17 protein-coding genes are annotated in these 18,676 nt (G+C 69.0%); 10 read left to right on the plus strand and 7 right to left on the minus strand.

Annotated elements, in window-relative coordinates; all coding sequences use genetic code 11:
- The first annotated feature begins 175 nt into the window (after positions 1-175).
- Together GBB76_RS08925 and GBB76_RS08930 are read left to right on the plus strand one after the other, a co-directional pair.
- Positions 176-1,084 (plus strand): VOC family protein, encoded by a 909-nt coding sequence (locus GBB76_RS08925; RefSeq protein WP_152302987.1) that lies wholly within the window; start codon positions 176-178, stop codon positions 1,082-1,084.
- 116 nt (positions 1,085-1,200) lie between these two features.
- Positions 1,201-2,133: a DMT family transporter gene (locus GBB76_RS08930; RefSeq protein ID WP_152302988.1), complete on the plus strand. Its 933-nt coding sequence runs from the start codon at positions 1,201-1,203 to the stop codon at positions 2,131-2,133.
- Here GBB76_RS08930 and GBB76_RS08935 read toward each other — a convergent pair.
- Positions 2,111-2,950 (minus strand): GNAT family N-acetyltransferase, encoded by an 840-nt coding sequence (locus tag GBB76_RS08935; RefSeq protein WP_152302989.1) that lies wholly within the window; start codon positions 2,948-2,950, stop codon positions 2,111-2,113. The genes GBB76_RS08930 and GBB76_RS08935 overlap by 23 nt on opposite strands.
- 32 nt (positions 2,951-2,982) lie before the next feature.
- Here GBB76_RS08935 and GBB76_RS08940 point away from each other — a divergent pair, with 32 nt between their 5' ends.
- Entirely contained in the window at positions 2,983-3,498 is a 516-nt protein-coding gene (locus tag GBB76_RS08940; protein WP_152302990.1) for an ion channel, read from the plus strand.
- Here GBB76_RS08940 and GBB76_RS08945 read toward each other — a convergent pair.
- Both GBB76_RS08945 and puuE read right to left on the minus strand, forming a co-directional pair.
- Positions 3,438-3,803, minus strand: coding sequence for an MliC family protein (locus tag GBB76_RS08945; protein ID WP_152302991.1), 366 nt, complete (start codon positions 3,801-3,803; stop codon positions 3,438-3,440). The genes GBB76_RS08940 and GBB76_RS08945 overlap by 61 nt on opposite strands.
- Complete coding sequence (puuE, locus tag GBB76_RS08950) at positions 3,800-4,726, minus strand: allantoinase PuuE (protein ID WP_152302992.1); 927 nt, start codon at positions 4,724-4,726, stop codon at positions 3,800-3,802. The genes GBB76_RS08945 and puuE overlap by 4 nt, the downstream gene beginning before the upstream one ends.
- A gap of 221 nt (positions 4,727-4,947) precedes the next feature.
- Between puuE and eda the strand changes: the two genes are divergently transcribed.
- Positions 4,948-5,595 carry a bifunctional 4-hydroxy-2-oxoglutarate aldolase/2-dehydro-3-deoxy-phosphogluconate aldolase gene (gene eda / locus GBB76_RS08955; protein WP_152302993.1) on the plus strand — a complete coding sequence of 216 codons (648 nt, stop codon included), beginning with the start codon at positions 4,948-4,950 and terminating at the stop codon, positions 5,593-5,595.
- 72 nt (positions 5,596-5,667) lie between these two features.
- On the opposite strand, the gene serA is transcribed toward eda, so the two are convergent.
- Both serA and GBB76_RS08965 read right to left on the minus strand, forming a co-directional pair.
- A complete protein-coding gene (gene serA / locus GBB76_RS08960; protein WP_152302994.1) occupies positions 5,668-7,254 on the minus strand; it encodes a phosphoglycerate dehydrogenase in 1,587 nt (528 codons plus the stop codon).
- Between the two features lie 227 nt (positions 7,255-7,481).
- Complete coding sequence (locus tag GBB76_RS08965; protein ID WP_152302995.1) at positions 7,482-8,657, minus strand: phosphoserine transaminase; 1,176 nt, start codon at positions 8,655-8,657, stop codon at positions 7,482-7,484.
- Positions 8,658-8,891: 234 nt separating this feature from the next.
- Here GBB76_RS08965 and GBB76_RS08970 point away from each other — a divergent pair, with 234 nt between their 5' ends.
- On the plus strand, positions 8,892-9,569 hold the full coding sequence (locus GBB76_RS08970; protein ID WP_152302996.1) for a sulfotransferase: 678 nt from the start codon (positions 8,892-8,894) through the stop codon (positions 9,567-9,569).
- Between the two features lie 183 nt (positions 9,570-9,752).
- On the opposite strand, the gene GBB76_RS08975 is transcribed toward GBB76_RS08970, so the two are convergent.
- Both GBB76_RS08975 and GBB76_RS08980 read right to left on the minus strand, forming a co-directional pair.
- Entirely contained in the window at positions 9,753-10,460 is a 708-nt protein-coding gene (locus GBB76_RS08975; RefSeq protein ID WP_152302997.1) for an outer membrane protein, read from the minus strand.
- Positions 10,461-10,610: 150 nt separating this feature from the next.
- On the minus strand, positions 10,611-11,453 hold the full coding sequence (locus GBB76_RS08980) for a tellurite resistance TerB family protein (RefSeq protein WP_152302998.1): 843 nt from the start codon (positions 11,451-11,453) through the stop codon (positions 10,611-10,613).
- Positions 11,454-11,748: 295 nt separating this feature from the next.
- Between GBB76_RS08980 and GBB76_RS08985 the strand changes: the two genes are divergently transcribed.
- From GBB76_RS08985 to GBB76_RS09005, 5 genes are all read left to right on the plus strand, one after another.
- The gene (locus GBB76_RS08985; protein ID WP_152302999.1) at positions 11,749-12,999 is read left to right on the plus strand and encodes a sarcosine oxidase subunit beta family protein; all 1,251 of its coding nucleotides are present in this window, start codon (positions 11,749-11,751) and stop codon (positions 12,997-12,999) included.
- Between the two features lie 12 nt (positions 13,000-13,011).
- Positions 13,012-13,302 (plus strand): sarcosine oxidase subunit delta, encoded by a 291-nt coding sequence (locus GBB76_RS08990; protein WP_152303000.1) that lies wholly within the window; start codon positions 13,012-13,014, stop codon positions 13,300-13,302.
- A gap of 151 nt (positions 13,303-13,453) precedes the next feature.
- Positions 13,454-16,489 (plus strand): sarcosine oxidase subunit alpha family protein, encoded by a 3,036-nt coding sequence (locus GBB76_RS08995; protein WP_152303001.1) that lies wholly within the window; start codon positions 13,454-13,456, stop codon positions 16,487-16,489.
- Positions 16,482-17,045 carry a sarcosine oxidase subunit gamma gene (locus tag GBB76_RS09000; RefSeq protein WP_152303002.1) on the plus strand — a complete coding sequence of 188 codons (564 nt, stop codon included), beginning with the start codon at positions 16,482-16,484 and terminating at the stop codon, positions 17,043-17,045. Before GBB76_RS08995 ends, GBB76_RS09000 begins: the two co-directional genes overlap by 8 nt.
- 149 nt (positions 17,046-17,194) lie before the next feature.
- Positions 17,195-18,559, plus strand: a complete 1,365-nt coding sequence (locus GBB76_RS09005; protein ID WP_152303003.1) for an L-serine ammonia-lyase — start codon at positions 17,195-17,197, stop codon at positions 18,557-18,559.
- Positions 18,560-18,676 lie beyond the last annotated feature (117 nt).

The following is an 18,676-nucleotide window of genomic DNA, read 5'->3' on the forward strand; positions in this document are numbered from 1 at the left end:
TCCGGGTCAGGCAAGAACGCACCGGGCCTCGCCGTCGGGCCGGCCGGCACGGCGGGGAGCCGCTGGCATGGCGGACAGGGCACTATTGCACCGCTGCAAGCGGCAGGAGATTGCTTCGGCGGGAGCGCGGGACGACCTTTAACGGCAAGCGGCCTCGGAGCCGCAGGGAACCATCATGACCACGCCCCCCGTCGATACGCTCGATCTCGCCCCCGCCGCCACTTCGACAGCCGCGCGTCCCGCCGGCCTCGCCATGGGCGCCGTGCGCCTGCGCGTGCGCGACATGGCGCGCTCCGTCGCCTTCTACACCCAGACCATCGGCCTCACCCTTTTCGGCCGGGGCATGGAGGGCATCGTGCGCCTCGGCGCCGGCCAATGCGTCATCGTCGAGCTGGAGGAGGCGCCCGACGCCCGCCCGCGTCCGCGCGGATCGGCCGGCCTGTTCCACGTCGCCATTCTGGTACCCGACCGCCCGGCCCTCGCCGTGGTGCTGCGACGGCTCGTCGCGCTGGGCGTGCGGCTCGGCGCCTCCGACCACATCGTCAGCGAAGCGCTCTATCTCGACGATCCCGACGGCAACGGCATCGAGATCTACCGCGACCGCCCCGCCGACAGCTGGACATGGGCGAACGGCACGGTCGAGATGGCGACCCATCCGCTCGACCTGCGCGACGTGCTCACCGACCTGCCGGCCGATGCGCCGCTGGAGGCGCCCATGCCGGCCGGCACCCGCGTCGGCCATGTGCATCTCCAGGTCGGCGATCTGGCGCAGGCCCGCCGCTTCTATGTCGACACGCTCGGCCTCGACGTGACCACCGACCGCTATCCCGGCGCGCTGTTCGTCAGTGCCGACGGCTATCACCACCATCTCGGCCTGAACGTCTGGCAGAGCCGGGGCGCCGGCGCCGCGCCGGCCGACAGCATCGGCCTCGTCCATTTTGACCTCGAACTGCCCGACATGGCGGCGGTCGAGGCCCTGCGCGCCCGCCTCCTCGCGGCCAATGAAAGCGTCGCGCCGGCCGAGGGCGGCTTCGCGGTGGCCGATCCCTGGGGCATGCGGCTGCATATCCGGGCGCGCGGCTGATCCGCCATCTCCCCGGCGCGTCCGGCGATCAGTTTATTTCATGGCCCGGGACGGTGCCGGCGCGGCGCGAAATGCTCTAGACATTCGCACGCCAACGAGGCTGCGCCCGCTCCGCCATGTTCCGCCGACTGCTCGACGCGCCCTATCTGCTGCTGACGCTGGTGCCGCTGTTCTGGGCCGGCAACATCGTGCTCGGGCGCCACATCGCCGGGCACGTGCCGCCGGCGACGCTGGCCTGGCTGCGCTGGGTGCTGGCGGTGGCGATTCTGCTGCCCTTCGCCTGGCGCGCCATGCGGGCGGACTGGCCGCTCTTGCGCCGGCACTGGAAGCTGGTCGGCGTGCTGGCGCTCACCGGCATCACCCTGTTCAACACCATGCAGTACCACGCGCTGGAGTTCACCCCGGCGCTCAACGTGCTGCTGATCCAGTCGATCGGACCTCTGCTGATCGCCTTCTGGTCCTTCGTGCTGAACGGCGAGCGGCTCTCCCGCGGGCAGGCGGGCGGCATATGCCTGTCGCTGCTCGGCGTGCTGACCATCATCTGCCGGGGCGACCCGGCGGTGCTCGTCAACATCGAGTTCAACCAGGGCGACCTGTGGATGATCGCGGCGATGATCGTCTACGGCATCTATTCGTCGCTGCTGGCGCGGCGGCCCGCCTTCTCGCAGCTCGGTTTTCTCGGCTTCTGCCTCGGCCTCGGGGCGCTGCTGCTCACCCCGCTCTTCGTCGCCGAGCGGCTGGTGAGCCCGCCCATGGTCTTCGACACGCAGGCGCTGCTCTCCATCGCCTATGTCGCGGTGTTCCCCTCGGTGCTGGCCTATCTCTTCTTCAATCGCGGGGTCCAGCTGGTGGGGCCGAACCGCGCCGCGCCCTTCTTCCACCTCATGCCGGTGTTCGGCTCGGCGCTGGCCATCGTCTTCCTCGGCGAGCGACCGCATCTCTACCATGCGGCCGGCTACGCGCTGGTGCTCGCCGGCGTCGTCATCGCCACGCTGTGGGCGCCGAAGACCGGCCGCCCGGCGGACGTCAGCCAAGCTCGAAGCTCGTGACGCCGTAGAGCCGGGCAAGGTCGACCGGGCGGATCGGCCCGGTATACATGCGCGCGGTCTCGAACACCGGCGCCAGCCCGTGCCGGCCCGCCAGCGCCAGCGCCGCCGCATTCGGCTCGGGCACGTCGAGCACCACCGGCGCCCCGCCCGCCGCCGCCCGCAGCGCCCGGAACACCGCCTCGGCCGCCGCCTCGTCCTGCGCGACCAGCGGGCCGATCTTCCAGCCCTGCCGCGCCGGACGCACCACGCCCCAGCCGGCGAGATCGCCCCCGCGCAGCAGCGCCCGCCCCACATGGCTGGGCGTGCCGAGCCACGCCTTCAGGAACGCCGTGCGGGGAGCGGGAAACACGCGGGCGTCGCTCGCCTCGATCGCGGCGAAGGGCAGCGAGGCGAGGTCGACCGTGCCGCCCGCCTCTCCCTCCGCCGGCGTGCCGGCGAGGCGTATGTTGCGATAGGCGAAGGCGAAGCCCTGCCGCGCGTAATTGGCCTGCTGCGCCGTCACGCCGTCGAGGCCGACGGTGCGCCCGCCGGCATGGGCGAGCCCCGCCTGCCACAGCCGCAAGCCGATGCCGCGCCCGCGCAGGTCCGGCCGCACGATGTAGAAGCCGAGAAAGGCGAATCGCGCGTCATAGTTCACGACCGAGATCACCGCCGCCGGCGCGCCGTCCCGTTCGGCGACGAGAAAGCCCGCCGGATCGACCGTGCCGAAGCATGCCGCGTCGGAAAGGCCGGGATTCCAGCCCTCCGCTGCCGCCCAGTCGACCGCCAGTTGAATTTCCGCCGCATTAAGCGCGCGGATGCTTATATCCGCCGGCAATCCACTCCTCCTCCGGCTCCCGGGAGACGATGATGATCTTCGAGGAAATCGCCATTGGCATCGCGATGATGCTGCTGGTGATGCTGGTGCATCTCATGGCCACCTACATTCTCATCGACTTCTCGGACGCCTACGATCAGATTCTCAAGCATCATCCCCGGCTGCGGCTGCTGCTGGCGCTCATCGTCGCCAACGTCCTGCTGCTCACCGCCCACCTCATAGAGGTTGGAATCTGGGCCGTCGTCTATGCTGCCAAGGGTCTCGTGACCCACCATACCGACGCCTATTACTCCGCCTTCGTCAATTACACCGCGCTCGGCTATGGCGATTCGCTCCAGCAGACCGCGACCCGGCTGATCGGCCCGATGACGGCGGGCAGCGGCATCATGATGTTCGGCTGGACCACGGCGCTGCTGTTCCTCGTCATCCAGCAGCATCTGCCGGAGGTGCGCCGCCCGCGCCGGCCCCGGGCACCCCGCCCGCAGGCTCATGGCGAGGCGGCGCAAGAGGCGACCGGGGGCGACTCCTCGCCGAGCGTCAGGTCGTAGAGGTCGGACGTCCCGCCCTTGTTCCACCAGATGTACCGGCCGCCCGCGTAACGCGCTCCCGAGCCCGACAGCACATTGGCGAGCACCACGAACTCGCCCTTGAGGGCAAGTGTCGCCAGCGCCACCGGCGGGGCGTTGATGTACTGGGCCTCGACCCTGCCGAAGCCGCCGCAATCATAGGCGACGCGGGTGGTCTGCGCGCTCATCCCCTGCGGCAGCGCGATGACGATCTCCCCCGCCTCGGCGATGGCGGGCGCGAGGATGAGCGCGGCGAGCGCGGCGGCCCTGCGTGCTGTCGTCCTCATGGCGTTTCTCCCGGCTTGTGGTGGGTGTGCCAGTGCCGCGCGATATCGATGCGGCGCGGCAGCCACACGCGGTCATGCGCGGCGATGTGGTCGAGGAAGCGTTGCAGCGCGAGGATGCGCCCGGGCCGGCCGACGATCCGGCAGTGCAGCCCGACGGACAGCATCTTCGGCGCCTCGGCGCCCTCAGCATAGAGCGCGTCGAAACTGTCGCGCAGATAGGTGAAGAACGGATCGCCCGAGTTGAAGCCGGCCGGAATGGCGAAACGCATGTCGTTGGCGTCGAGCGTGTAGGGAATGCTCAGATGCGGCCCGCGCGGGCCCTCGACCCAGAAGGGCAGGTCGTCGGAATAGATGTCCGAATCGTAGAGGAACCCGCCCTCCTCCATCACGAGGCGTCGCGAGTGTTCGGAGGTGCGCCCGGTGTACCAGCCGAGCGGGCGCGCGCCGACGACCTGCTCGTGCAGGCGCAGCGCGGTCTCGAAATCGGCCTTCTCCGCCTCGTAGGAATGGTTGCGGTAGTCGATCCATTTCAGCCCGTGGCTGGCGATCTCCCAGTCCGCCTCCTTCATGGCCGCCACCGCCTCCGGGTTGCGGGCGAGCGCGGTGGCGACGCCGTAGACGGTGACGGGGATCGCGCGCCGCGTGAACAGGCGCCACAGCCGCCAGAAGCCGGCCCTTGAGCCGTATTCGTAGATCGACTCCATGTTCATGTGGCGCTGGCCCGGCCAGGGCTGGGCGCCGACGATCTCGGAGAGGAAGGCCTCGGAGGCGGCGTCGCCATGCAGGATGTTGTTCTCGCCGCCCTCCTCGTAATTGATCACGAACTGCACGGCGATGCGCGCGCCGCCCGGCCATTTCGGGTCCGGCGGGTTGCGGCCGTAGCCGATCATGTCGCGGGGATAGGCGGAATCGATGTTGAACATGGGACGGCCTCGGCACGGGGCGGAACGGCGCGGAAACGGCGGGCCGTGTCACGCGCCCGTCAGGCTAATGCGTCATTGCCGCGGGAGAAACCTCCTCGCGCGCCCCGGGGTTCCCGATGGCGCGCGCGGCGGGACGAGCGGCGCCGCACAAATCTTGCATCGCCTCTCGACAAGCCGACGCCCGGCGGTCTTCATGAGTCCACTCATCTGAAAGGTGCCCGATGTCGCTTCCCGATCCCAGCTTCCTGCTCGCCCGCGCCCCGGTGGTGCCCGTCGTCACCATCACCAGCGTCGCGGCCGGCGTGAAGCTCGCCCGGGCCCTGACCGAGGGCGGGCTGCCGCTTATCGAGGTGACGCTGCGCACCCCCGTCGCGCTGGAAGCCATCGCCGCCATCGCCGCCGAGGTGCCCGACGCCATCGTCGGCGCCGGCACGGTGACGCGGCCCGACCTGATCCAGAAGTCGATAGACGCCGGCGCCCGCTTCCTCGTCAGCCCCGGCTGCCCGACCGCGCTGGCCGAGGCGCTGGCCGAGGCGCCGGTGCCGGTCATGCCCGGCTGCGCCACCGCCACCGAGGCGATGACGCTGCACGCCATGGGCTTCCCGGTGCTGAAGCTGTTCCCGGCCGAGGCGGTCGGCGGGGCCAATCTCATCAAGTCGCTGGCCGGCCCGCTGCCGGACCTGCGCTTCTGCCCGACGGGCGGCATCGGGCCGGACAATGTCGGCAAATACCTCTCCCAGCCCAACGTTCTCGCCGTCGGCGGCTCCTGGGTGGCGCCGAACGAGGCGGTCGCCATGGGCGACTGGGAGCAGATCGTCGCGCTGTCCAAGGCCGCCGCCAAGCTGCACCGCGCCGCCTTCCCGCTCTGAGCGGGGCGCTTCCAACGCAAAAGGCCCCCGGGTTCTCCGGGGGCCTTTTTCTTGTCGCAGCCGTCTCTCGCCTCAGAACACCAGCGGCTTGGCCTGCTTCACCGAGGGAAGGCCCTGCACCTTGGCGAGCAGTTCGGCCGGCACGGTGCCGTCGACCTCGACCAGCGCGATGGCGTCGCCCCCCTGCCGGTCGCGGCCGAGCGCGAAGGTGGCGATGTTGAGGCCCGCATCGCCGAGCAGGCTGGCGAAGCGGCCGACGAAGCCGGGCCTGTCCTCGTTGGTGACGTAGATCATCGAGGGCGCGAACTCGGCATCCACCTTGATGCCCTTGATGTCGACGATGCGCGGGCGCCCGTCGGCGAAGACGGTGCCAGACACCGAGCGCTCGATCTTGTCGGTGACGACGGTCAGCGTCACGAGGCTCTCATAGTCGCCGGCGACCTCGCGGGTGGTCTCCTCCACCACGATGCCGCGCTCCTTGGCGATGCTCGGGGCGGAGACGACGTTGATGTCGGCCAGCGCCGGGCGCAGCAGCCCGGCCACCGCCGCCGAGGTCAGCGCCTTGATCTTCAGGCCGGCCACCGCGCCGTCATAGGTGATGCGTACCGACTTGATGTCGGTGTCGGTGAGCTGGCCGGCGAACGAGCCCAGCTTCTCGGCAAGCTCGATGAAGGGCTTCAGCTTCGGGGCTTCTTCCGCCGTGATCGAGGGGAAGTTCACCGCGTTGGAGATGGCGCCGCGCAGCAGATAGTCGCTCATCTGCTCGGCCACCTGCAGGGCGACATTCTCCTGTGCCTCGGTGGTGGAAGCGCCCAGATGCGGGGTGCAGATCACGTTGGGATGGCCGAAAAGCGGGTTCTCGGTGGCCGGCTCGGTGATGAACACGTCGAAGGCCGCGCCCGCCACCTGGCCGCTCTCCAGCGCCTGCGCCAGCGCCGCCTCGTCGACCAACCCGCCGCGCGCGCAGTTGATGATGCGCACGCCCTTCTTGGTCTTGGCGATCGCCTCGGCCGAGAGAACGTTGCGGGTCTTGTCGGTCAGCGGCGTGTGCAGGGTGATGATGTCGGCGCGGGCCAGCAGTTCGTCCAGCTCGACCTTCTCGACGCCGATGTCCATGGCGCGCTCAGGGCTGAGGAACGGATCGAAGGCGATGACCTTCATCTTCAGGCCGATGGCGCGGTCGGCGACGATGGAGCCGATATTGCCGCAGCCGATGATGCCGAGCGTCTTGGCGGTCAGCTCGACGCCCATGAAGCGGTTCTTCTCCCACTTGCCGGCCTGGGTCGAGGCGTCGGCGGCGGGGATTTCGCGGGCGAGCGCGAACATCATGGCGATGGCGTGCTCGGCGGTGGTGATGGAGTTGCCGAACGGCGTATTCATCACGATCACGCCCTTGGCGGTGGCGGCCGGGATGTCGACATTGTCGACGCCGATGCCGGCGCGGCCGACCACCTTCAGCCGCGTGGCGTTGGCGAGGATCTTCGGCGTCACCTTGGTGGCCGAGCGGATGGCGAGACCGTCATAATTGCCGATGATCTCGGCCAGCTTGTCCTTGTCCTTACCGAGGGCCGGCTGGAAATCCACCTCGATGCCGCGATCCTTGAAGATCTGCACGGCGGCGGGCGAGAGGGCGTCGGAAATGAGAACGCGGGGAGCCATGGGCTTCATCCTGTTCGAAAAAGGTTGAGTGCAACCCGCAGCAGGCGGGAAAGGAAAAGGCGTCCCGCCGCTGGCGGGAGAGGACGACGAAGCGTTCGTCGGGCACAGGCTCGCGGAAAGGTTCGACGACAGGCGGGAGCGGGAGGAGACGTCCCGTCCGCCGTCGAGCCGGAGCGGCAGCCCCTTCGCCGTCCCCTCGCGTCAGCGGCGGGGACGAACGCAGAGGATCAGGCCGCCTGCCTGAGGCCGGCCTTGGCGCTGGCGAAGGCCCAGTCGAGCCAGGGCAGCAGCGCGGCGAGGTCAGACGTCTCGACGGTGGCGCCCGCCCAGATGCGCAGGCCCGCCGGCGCGTCGCGATAGGCGCCGATGTCGAAGGCGACGCCCGCCTTTTCCAGCGCGGAGGCCAGCGCCTTGGCGAAGGCCGCCTGCGCGTCGGCCGGCAGCGACTTCACCTCGGGGTCGGCGACGACGAGGCACACGCTGGTGTTGGAGCGGGTCTCCGGCACCGTGGCGAGGAAGTCGATCCACGGCGTCTTCGCCACATAGTCGGCGAGCACCTTGAAATTGGCGTCCGAGCGCGCCCGCAGCCCCTTGAGGCCGCCGATCGACTTGGCCCAGTTCAGGGCGTCGAGATAGTCCTCGACGCACAGCATGGACGGGGTGTTGATCGTCTCGCCCTCGAAGATGCCCTCGACCAGCTTGCCGCCCTTGGTCATGCGGAAGATCTTCGGCATCGGCCAGGCCGGCACGTAGCTCTCGAGGCGTTCGACCGCGCGGGGGCTCAGAATGAGCATGCCGTGCGCGGCCTCGCCGCCCAGCACCTTCTGCCAGCTATAGGTCACGACATCGAGCTTGGCCCAGTCGAGGTCCTGCGCGAAGGCGGCCGAGGTGGCGTCGCAGATGGTCAGGCCGGTGCGGTCGGCGGGGATGAAGTCGGCGTTCGGCACCCGCACGCCGGAGGTGGTGCCGTTCCAGGTGAACACGACGTCATGGTCGAAATTCACCTCGGCGAGATCGGGCAGCGCACCATAGGGCGCCTTGAGGACGCGGGCGTCCTTGAGCTTGAGCTGCTTGACGACATCCGTCACCCAGCCTTCGCCGAAGCTCTCCCAGGCCAGCAGGTCGACCGGGCGGGCGCCGAGCAGCGACCACAGCGCCATCTCGACCGCGCCGGTGTCCGAGGCGGGAACGATGCCGATGCGGTAGCCGGCGGGGATTTCGAGGATTTCGCGGGTGAGGTCGATGGCGAGCTTCAGCTTCGCCTTGCCGACCTTGGCACGGTGCGAACGGCCGAGCGGCGCATCGCTCAAGCCTTCCAGCGTCCAGCCGGGACGCTTGGCGCAGGGGCCCGAAGAAAAATTGGGATTCGCCGGCTTCGCCGCCGGCAGAGCGATATTCGTCATCTTAGCCATCCTCTCAGATGGACGTCCCACGGTGGGGTGGGATAGCCCGGAAGGGGATGTACTCCCGCTCTCGGAGAAACGCAACAGGCATCCAACACCGCCCTGCGGTTGCTGCGGCGGCCGCGATGGCAACGGCAGATACAGGCTCACTATATTACCGCCCGGAACGCCTTATCTCGATATCGACACGCCGGCGGGATGACTATATTTTAAGGTCATTCCGGGAGACGCGCGATGGTTCAGTATTTTTCGGTTGTGTCGCTGGGACGCAGCGGTTCGACCTTTCTTGAGCGGCTTCTCGATTCTCATCAACAGGTGAGGTGCTTCGGCGAGGTTTTCAGGTCGGGCGAACTCTATTCTTCCAGCGATAAAACATTGAGACGATTTGTAGAGGAGGATCTTCACGATCCGTCCAGCAGATCCATTGGCTTTAAAATGCCATGGGACAACATAATCGATTATCCTGAAATTTTCGCACTGTTTCTTGATTTGAATTTCAAGATAATCTTTCTTACAAGACATAATAAATTCGACCAGTATCTCTCCATGAAAATGGCTCAGATTACAGGAAAATGGAAATCAATTGAAAGATATGACCACGATCCGATACACATAGATCCGGATGAAGCGATTAATTATATTAGATACTTTATATTCTCTGATGAATCATTGAATCTTTTATGTAGAAAGTTTACACGACTGGATATCAGCTATGAAGAAATCAGCGCAGGCCACCGTTATGAGGACCTGCAGACCTTTCTCGGCGTGGACCAGACCGGGCTGAAGCCGCAGACGATAAGAGCCCGCTCCGTGCCGCGCTCCGTCGCCATATCGAACTACGATCAAGTAGAAGAAGCCCTGCAAGCCGCCGGAATGGTGCACTATCTCGACGAGCCCGAAGTTCTTTCATGAAAAAGAGCGCCGCGCGCTACAGCAAGACTGACCGCCCGCGATGCAGGACTGATCGCCCGCGATGCCGGAACCGAATGCCGCAATGAAGGGCACCTTCGGTCCGCCGGCCACGTGCCTGCGCCGCCGCGCGAAGGACGCGATCACTCCGGAGGAAAAGGTCGACCGTGCCGCCCCAGCCCGGCGTCAGTCGAACAGGTAGCGCACGCCGAGGCGCGCCTCGTGCGCGCTCTGCTCGAAATCGACATGGTTGGCGCCGGGGTCGGACAGATGCAGGTAGCGGTAGCCGACATCGATCTGCCAGTTGGCGCTCACCGCCACCGCGACGCCGGCCATCAGCGCCCAGGCGACGCCCCAGCCGTCGGAGCGGCCGATGTCGTTGCCGAGGAAATCGATGTCCGTCACCGAGACATAGCTCGTGCCGGCGCCAGCGCCGACATAGGGCGTGATGCCGTGCCAGATGCCGAGATCGACATAGACGTTGGCGAGCAGCGTCGTCGCGTTGAAGTCGGCGGAGAGGCCGGAGGCGGTGTAGTCCGCCTTGCTGCGGTAGTCCGCCGTCAGGTCGACGCGCAGCATGTCGTTCAGCCTGAGGCCGATGCCCGCGCCGACCAGCCAGGCATCGTCCAGCGAACCGCCCACGGGCGCCGGCATGAAGTCGAGCTGCGAGATGTCGGGCGTCTCGTTGAAGACGTAGCCGACGTCGCCGCGCAGATACCAGCCGCTGGGGTCCTCGATCTTCGGCGCCTTGGCCAGAAGATCGGCTGCGTCCGCGTCGCTGCCGGGATCGGCCGCCCATGCCGGCCCGGCGAGGAGGCCGGCGCCCAGCAGCGCAGCGGCCAGCAGCCGCCGGGTGTGGCGTGTTTCGCGACCATGGAACGCAACGCGGCGCATGTGGCTATCCCGGAATGGCCGGGACATGCCCGGCGTTCTTCGACAGCGCCACTGTGCCCGCGAGTGCTTAAAGCGAGCTTAACCTTAACGATTAACCAGTTTTCCGGCCGAGGGACGGCGGGGCCGGGGTGAATCCGGCCCCCGCCGGACTCAGGCCGCGCGGGCGGCGCGGGCCGCCGCCTGCAGGTGCGGCACCAGCTCGGGATCGAGCTTGAGCGCCGACGCGAGGCGGGCGAGGAAGGCGCGCTCGGCGTTGTTGTCCGCGTCGATGGCGAGCAGCGCGGTGATGTAGACCTCCGCCGCCTCCTCCGGGCGCGAAATGGCGGCGGCGAGGCTCTCGGGGCTGGCCGGACGGGCGAGTTCGGCGGTGAGGAACCGCTCGGCCTCGTCGAGCCGGGCGCCCTCCTCGCCGAGCTTGGCGGAGATGGCGGCGCGCTCCACATCGTCGATATGCCCGTCCGCCAGCGAGGCGGCGATCATGGTGCGCAGCAGCGTCACCTCGAAATGGGTGTGGTCGGCCTGGTCGGGATGGAAGGGCGAATGCGCCGGGGGAAGCTGCGCCGGCTCCGGCGGCGTCGCCGCCTGCTGCGGCTGCCCGCCCTGCTGGTAGTTCTGGTAGGCCTTGTAGGCGAGCGTGCCGACCAGCGCGAGGCCGCCGAGCGCCACCGCATTGCCGGCCATCTTGCGCCCGCCCTTGCTGCCGAGCACCAGCGACACCAGCGCGCCGGCCGCCGCGCCGGAGGCGAGCGAGCCGCCATTATTGGACAGATAGTCCTTGGCGCGGCCCACCATGTCGCCGCCGGCGGCAGGCGCGCCGCCCGCCGAACCGCCCGCCGAACCGCCACCCAGCGCCCCGGTCAGTCCGCCGAGCAGCCCGCCCAGCGGGTTCTGCTGTGCCGGCACATTGCCCCCGGCCTGGCCCTGCCCGCCGGCCTGCGGCGTCAGGAACTGGTCGAGAAGCCGCTTGGCGTCGAAATTACCGGTGTTGAACATGGTGCGTCCCGCTGAAAAAGGTCTCCCGGACGTAGGCACCGATCATGGCTTCCGCAAGGAAAGGATGCCGCGCCCGGTCACCAGCACGTGAGATTAGCGCCGCCATGTGACAGCCGAGATGACGGTCGGGCACCCGTCGGCGGGCCGCCGACGTCCCCACGCACGCGTTTCGTCTCCGGTGTCGCATCCGATGTCGCATCCGTTCAACGCCAGCGCCGAAACAATGCTCGCGTGTGACGCGTCGCCGCGCAAGCATGTTGCCAACGATCGAACGACGTGAGCGTCGGAGGCGAATGTGCAGAAATTCTCCGGCTTCGAGCTGTTCCGCCGCGCGCTGGGCGGCCACAAGGGCTGGCAGCCGCAATGGCGCAACCCCGAGCCCAAGCCCGAATACGATGTCGTCATCGTCGGTGCCGGCGGTCATGGGCTGGCGGCGGCCTATTATCTCGCCAAGGAACACGGCATCGCCAATGTCGCGGTGATCGAGCGCGGCTGGCTCGGCGGCGGCAATACCGGCCGCAACACCACCATCGTGCGCTCGAACTACCTGTTCGACGAGAGCGCCGCGCTCTACGAGCACGCAGTGAAGCTGTGGGAAGGCCTGTCGGCCGACCTGAATTACAATGTGATGTATTCGGCGCGCGGCGTGCTGATGCTGGCGCACAATCATCACGACGAGATCAGCTTCAAGCGCCACGTCCACTCGAACCGCCTCAACGGCGTCGACAATGAGTGGCTGAACGCCGAGCAGGTGAAGGAATTCTGCCCGCCGCTCAACATCAAGAGCATGCGCTACCCGATCATCGGCGGCGCGCTTCAGCGGCGCGGCGGCACCGCCCGCCACGACGCCGTGGCCTGGGGCTTCGCCCGCGCGGCGGATTCGCGCGGCGTCGACATCATCCAGAACTGCGAGGTCACCGGCATAAGGCGCGGCCCCTCCGGCGCGGTCGAGGGCGTCGAGACCTCGCGCGGCTTCATCCGGGCGAAGAAGGTTGGCGTCTCCGCCGCCGGCCACACCAGCGTCGTCATGGCGATGGCCGGGCTGCGCATGCCGCTGGAGAGCTTCCCGCTGCAGGCGCTGGTGTCGGAACCGGTCAAGCCCGCCTTCCCCACCGTGGTCATGTCCAACACCATCCACGCCTACATCTCGCAGTCCGACAAGGGCGAGATGGTGATCGGCGCCGGCACCGACGCCTACACCTCCTATTCCCAGCGCGGCGCGCTGCACATCACCACCCACACGCTGGACGCCATCTGCGAACTGGTCCCGCAGTTCCGCCGCCTGCGCATGCTGCGCAACTGGGGCGGCATCGTCGACGTGACGCCCGACCGCTCGCCGATCATCGCCAAGACCCCGGTTCCCGGCCTCTATGTGAATTGCGGCTGGGGCACCGGCGGCTTCAAGGCGACGCCGGGCTCGGGCCACGTCTTCGCGCACACCATCGCGAAGGACGCCCCGCACGCGATCAACGCGCCGTTCACGCTGGAGCGCTTCCGCGACGGCTTCCTGATCGACGAAGCGGCCGCCGCCGCCGTCGCGCACTGAGGAGGGCGAGACATGCTCATCATCGACTGCCCCTGGTGCGGCAAGCGGCCTGAGATCGAATTCCGCTACGGCGGCGAGGCGCATATCGCCCGCCCGGCCGATCCTTCCGCCCTCTCCGACGAGGAATGGGCCGATTTCCTCTACAACCGCACCAACCCCAAGGGCCTGCACGCCGAGCGCTGGCGCCACATCCATGGCTGCGGGCGCTACTTCAACGCCCTGCGCGACACGGTGAGCGACTTCTTCGTCACCACCTACAAGGCCGGCGAGCCGCGCCCGGATATCGAGGGGAGCGGAAAATGATCCTTCCGCGCCTTCTTCTCCCTCTCCCCGTCGGGGAGAGGGGCGGGGTGAGGGGCCTTCCCTTCGCTGCCACCGCCTCCCCCCTCACCCGCCGCTGCGCGGCGACCTCTCCCCGGCGGGGAGAGGTGGACACCGCCCGAGGGTCCGCGACATGACCAACCGCTTCCGCACCGCCTCGGGCGGGCGCATCGACCGCGCCGCCCCGGTCTCCTTCCGCTTCGACGGGCAGACCTTCAACGGCTATCGCGGCGATACCCTCGCCTCGGCGCTGATCGCCAACGGCGTGCATCTCGTCGGGCGCTCCTTCAAATATCACCGCCCGCGCGGCTTCCTCTCGGCCGGCTCGGACGAGCCGAACGCGCTGGTCGATGTCGCCCGCGACGCCGCCCGCTCGGCGCCGAACCTGCGCGCCACGCAGGTCGAGATCTATGAAGGACTGAAGGCGTCCAGCCAGAACCGCTGGCCCTCGCTCTCCTTCGATGCCGGCGCGATCAACGACCTGTTCTCGCCCTTCCTGCCGTCCGGCTTCTACTACAAGACCTTCATGTGGCCGGCGGGCGCGTGGAAGCGGTTCTACGAGCCGAAGATCCGCGCCATGGCGGGCCTGGGCGTCGCCCCCACCCTGCCGGACCCGGACCGCTACACCCAGAACTACGCCTATTGCGACGTGCTCGTCGTCGGCGCCGGCCCGGCGGGCCTTGCCGCCGCGCTGGCGGCTTCCGAGAACGGCGCCAAAGTCTGGCTGGCCGACGAGCAGGCCGAGCTTGGCGGCTCGCTGCTGTCCGAGGCCTCCGCCGCCATCGAGGGCCGGCCGGCGGCCGAATGGCTCGCCGCCACGCTGGCGACGCTGGCGGCGCGGGACAATGTGACCCTGCTGCCGCGCACCACCGCCTTCGGCTATTTCCCGCACAATCTCATCGCGCTGGCCGAGCGCGTCACCGAGCACCTCGCCGCCCCCGGCACGGACCTGCCGCGCGAGCGGCTGTGGAAGCTGCGGGCGAAGGAAGTCGTGCTCGCCTCCGGCGCGCTGGAGCGCCCGCTGGTGTTCCCCGACAATGACCGTCCGGGCGTGCTGCTGGCCGATTCCGGCCGCACCTATCTCAACCGCTACGGGGCCAAGGTCGGCGAGCGCGCGGTGATCTTCACCGCCTGCGACGCCGGCTACCGCGCCGCGCTCGACCTAAAGGCCGGCGGCGTCACCATCGCCGCCATCGCCGATCTGCGCGCCGAAGTCACCGGCGAACTCCCGGCCCGCGCGCTCGCCGCCGGCATCGACGTGCGCCCCGCCACCGTCGTCACCGGCACCAAGGGCCGGCTGCGCGTGTCCTCCGCCCACCTCGCCAAGGTCAAGGGCGGTCAGGTCGGGCCGGCCGAGGCGGTTCCCTGCGACACCGTGCTGATGTCCGGCGGCTTCACGCCGAGCGTCCACCTGTTCTCGCAGTCGCGCGGCAAGCTCGCCTGGGACGCGGCGAGCGGCGCCTATCTGCCCGGCACCTCGGTGGAGCGCGAGCGCTCGGCCGGCGCGGCGCGCGGCATCTACGGTCTCCAGCGCGTGCTGGAGGACGGCTATGCGCAGGGCGAGGCGGCGGCCCTCGCCTCGCGCGACTTCGCCTCCCCGGCGCGCGGCGCCACGCCGGCCCCGGCGGCTTCCTCGCGCGCCTTCCCGGCAGTCGCCGAGAATCTCGGCGCCGACGGCTTCATCGGCGCCACCCCGCACGGGCGCAACCCGGCGCTCGCCAAGGCCTTCGTCGACTGGCAGAACGACGTCACCTCCAAGGACATCACGCTCGCCACCCGCGAGGGCATGCGCTCCATCGAGCATGTGAAGCGCTACACCACCACGGGCATGGCGACCGACCAGGGCAAGACCTCGAACATGAACGCGCTCGGCATCGTGTCCGAGGCGCTGGGCGAGAGCGTGCCGAAGATCGGGCTCACCACTTTCCGCCCGCCCTTCACCCCGACCACCTTCGGTATCTTCGCCGGCGAGGCGCGCGGCGACCTGTTCGATCCCGTGCGCAAGACGGCGATTCACGATTGGGCCGCCGCGCACGGCGCCGCCTTCGAGGACGTGTCGCTGTGGAAGCGCGCGCACTACTTCCCGCGCGGCGGCGAGGACATGCACGCGGCGGTCGCCCGCGAATGCAGGGCGGTGCGCGCCTCGGTCGGCCTCTTCGACGCCTCCACCCTCGGCAAGATCGAGGTGGTCGGCCCGGATGCCGCCGAGTTCATGAACCGCATCTACACCAACGCCTGGGCCAAGCTCGAGCCCGGCCGGCTGCGCTACGGCGTGATGCTGCGCGAGGACGGCTTCGTGATGGATGACGGCGTGGTCGGGCGGCTGTCGCAGGACCGCTTCCACGTCACCACCACCACCGGCGGCGCCCCGCGCGTGCTGGCGCACATGGAGGACTACCTCCAGACCGAATGGCCGGACCTCGACGTGTGGCTGACCTCGACCACCGAGCAATGGGCGGTGATCGCCGTGCAGGGGCCGAAGGCGCGTGAGGTTCTCGAACCGCTGATCGAGGGCATCGACCTCTCCAAGGAAGCCTTCCCGCATATGAGCGTGCGCGAGGGCACCATACTCGGCGTGCCGACCCGCCTGTTCAGCGTCTCCTTCACCGGCGAACTCGGCTTCGAGGTCAACGTGCCGGCCGGCTATGGCCGCGCGGTGTGGGAAGCCATCTACGCCTCCGGCGAGCGTTTCGGCATCACGCCCTACGGCACCGAGACCATGCACGTGCTGCGCGCCGAGAAGGGCTACATCATCGTCGGCCAGGAGACGGACGGCACCGCGACGCCGGACGACGCCAATCTCGGCTGGGCGGTCGGCAAGGCCAAGAAGGACTTCGTCGGCAAGCGCTCGCTGGCGCGCGCCGCCATGTCGGCCCCCGACCGCAAGCAGCTCGTCGGTCTGCGGACCACCGACCCGAAGGTGGTGCTGGAGGAAGGCGCGCAGATCGTCGCCGATCCCAAGGCCCCGGTCCCGGTGCCGATGCTCGGCTTCGTCACCTCCTCCTATCATTCCGCCGTGCTCGGCCATTCCATCGCGCTCGCCATGGTCAAGGGTGGCCGCGCCCGCATCGGCGACAGGCTCTCGGTGCCGATGGCGGACCACGTCATCGAGGTCGAAGTGGTCGAGCCCGTCTTCTACGATCCCAAGGGAGAGCGCCTGAATGCCTGAGCTCGCCTCCGCCAGCCCCCTGCACGCCCTCGCGGCGACGCCGCGCGATGTCGCAGCCGCGCGACTTGTCGCGCTCGGCCCGGCCGCCCGCCTCGCCTTTCGCGGCCGTGAGACCGCCATCGCGGCCGCCGGCACGGCCTTCGGCGTGCCCCTGCCGCGCGAGGCCTGCCGGCGCAACGACGCCGACGGGCGCTTCGCCCTCTGGCTCGGCCCGGACGAATGGCTGCTCATCGTCCCCGGCGCCGAACCGGCCCCGATCTTCGACGCCATCGAGGCGGCCACCGCCGGCCTGCCGCATGCGCTCGTCGACGTCTCCGCCCGCAGCGTCGGCATCGAGATCGCCGGCGAGAAGGCGGCCTTCGTGCTGAACCAGGGCAACGCGCTGGACCTGTCGCTCGACGCCTTCCCGGTCGGAGCGTGCACCCGCACCCTGTTCCACAAGGCCGAGATCGTGCTGGTGCGCCACGCGCCCGACGTGTTCCACATCGACGTCTGGCGCTCCTTCGCGCCCTATGTCTGGGAACTGCTGGAAGAGGGCCGGCGCGAGCTGGCCTGACATTTGCCGAGCAAAACCTAAGTTCGACACAACAAATGCTCAACGTCATCCCGGACGGCCGCAGGCCGATCCGGGATCGTTGCCAGACGGAGGGCGATCCCGGCTCTCCGCTCCGCTCCGGCCGGGATGACGAAGCGGGTTAAGCGTCCATGATCAGCGCCTTCGAGCTTTTCAAGATCGGCATCGGCCCCTCCTCCTCGCACACGGTGGGGCCGATGCTGGCGGCTCTGCGCTTTACCGAGAGCCTCATTGCGACCGACCAGCTGGCCCGCACCGCCCGGGTCGAGGTGACGCTCTATGGCTCGCTCGCCTGGACCGGCAAGGGCCACGGCACCGACAAGGCGGTGATCCTCGGCCTTGCCGGCCTGCACCCGCGCAATGTCGACCCCGACCGTGGCGATGCCCTCGTCGCCGGCGTGACGGAGGACGGCCGCCTGCCGCTCGCCGGCACCCATGGCATCGGTTTCGAGGCCGCCCGCGACATCGTCTTCGATGGCGTCTCGCCCACCCCGCAGCACCCGAACACGCTGGCCTTCCGCGCCTTCGCCAATGACGGCGGGCTGATCGCCGAGGCGCGCTGGTGCTCCATCGGCGGCGGCTTCGTGGTGCCGGAGCACGAGGTGGGCCAGCCGCCCGCGCCGGACGAATTCGCCCTGCCCTATCCCTTCCGCAACGCCCGCGAACTGCTGGCCTATGCCGCGCGTGAAAAATGCTCCATCGCCGAGCTTGTCCTCGCCAATGAGCACGTCCGCCGCCCGCCCGCCGAGGTGGAGGCGCGGCTCGACGGCGTGGTCGAGGCGATGATGGCCTGCATCGACCGCGGCCTTGCCACCTCGGGCGAACTGCCCGGCGGGCTGCAGGTGAAGCGCCGGGCCAAGGCGATCCGCGACGCCCTGCTCGCCCGCAACGCCCCCACCCCGCACGAGATCATGGACTGGGTCAGCCTCTACGCCATCGCCGTGAACGAGGAGAACGCGGCCGGCGGGCAGGTCGTCACCGCCCCCACCAATGGCGCGGCGGGCGTCGTGCCGGCGACGCTGCGCTACTACCGCGACCACTGCCCCGGCGCGAACCGGGAGGGGTTGCACATCTTCCTGCTCACCGCCACCGCCATCGGCGCGCTGTTCAAGATCAACGCCTCGATCTCCGGCGCCGAGGTCGGCTGCCAGGGCGAGGTCGGCGTCGCCTGCTCGATGGCGGCGGGCGGCCTCGCCGCCGCGCTGGGCGGCACCCCGGCGCAGGTGGAGAACGCGGCCGAAATCGGCATGGAGCATCACCTCGGCATGACCTGCGACCCCATTGGCGGGCTGGTGCAGGTGCCCTGCATCGAGCGCAACGCCTTCGGCGCCATCAGCGCGGTCAACGCCGCCTCGCTGGCGCTCTATGGCGACGGCACGCACATCGTCTCGCTCGACAAGGTGATCGCCACCATGCGCGAGACCGGCCGCGACATGGCCTCGAAATACAAGGAAACCTCGCTCGGGGGCCTCGCCGTGAACCTGCCCGAATGCTGAAGCGTCCGTATCCCGGACCAGCGGAGGCGCAGCGGGAGCGCCGATCCGGGCGTCCGGCTCTGCGCTCCGCCTGCGGCGTCGCGTGTCCGGGGAACGACAGGCGGCCCCACCGCACGC

Source organism: Ancylobacter sp. TS-1, assembly GCF_009223885.1.
Taxonomy (GTDB): Bacteria; Pseudomonadota; Alphaproteobacteria; order Rhizobiales; family Xanthobacteraceae; genus Ancylobacter.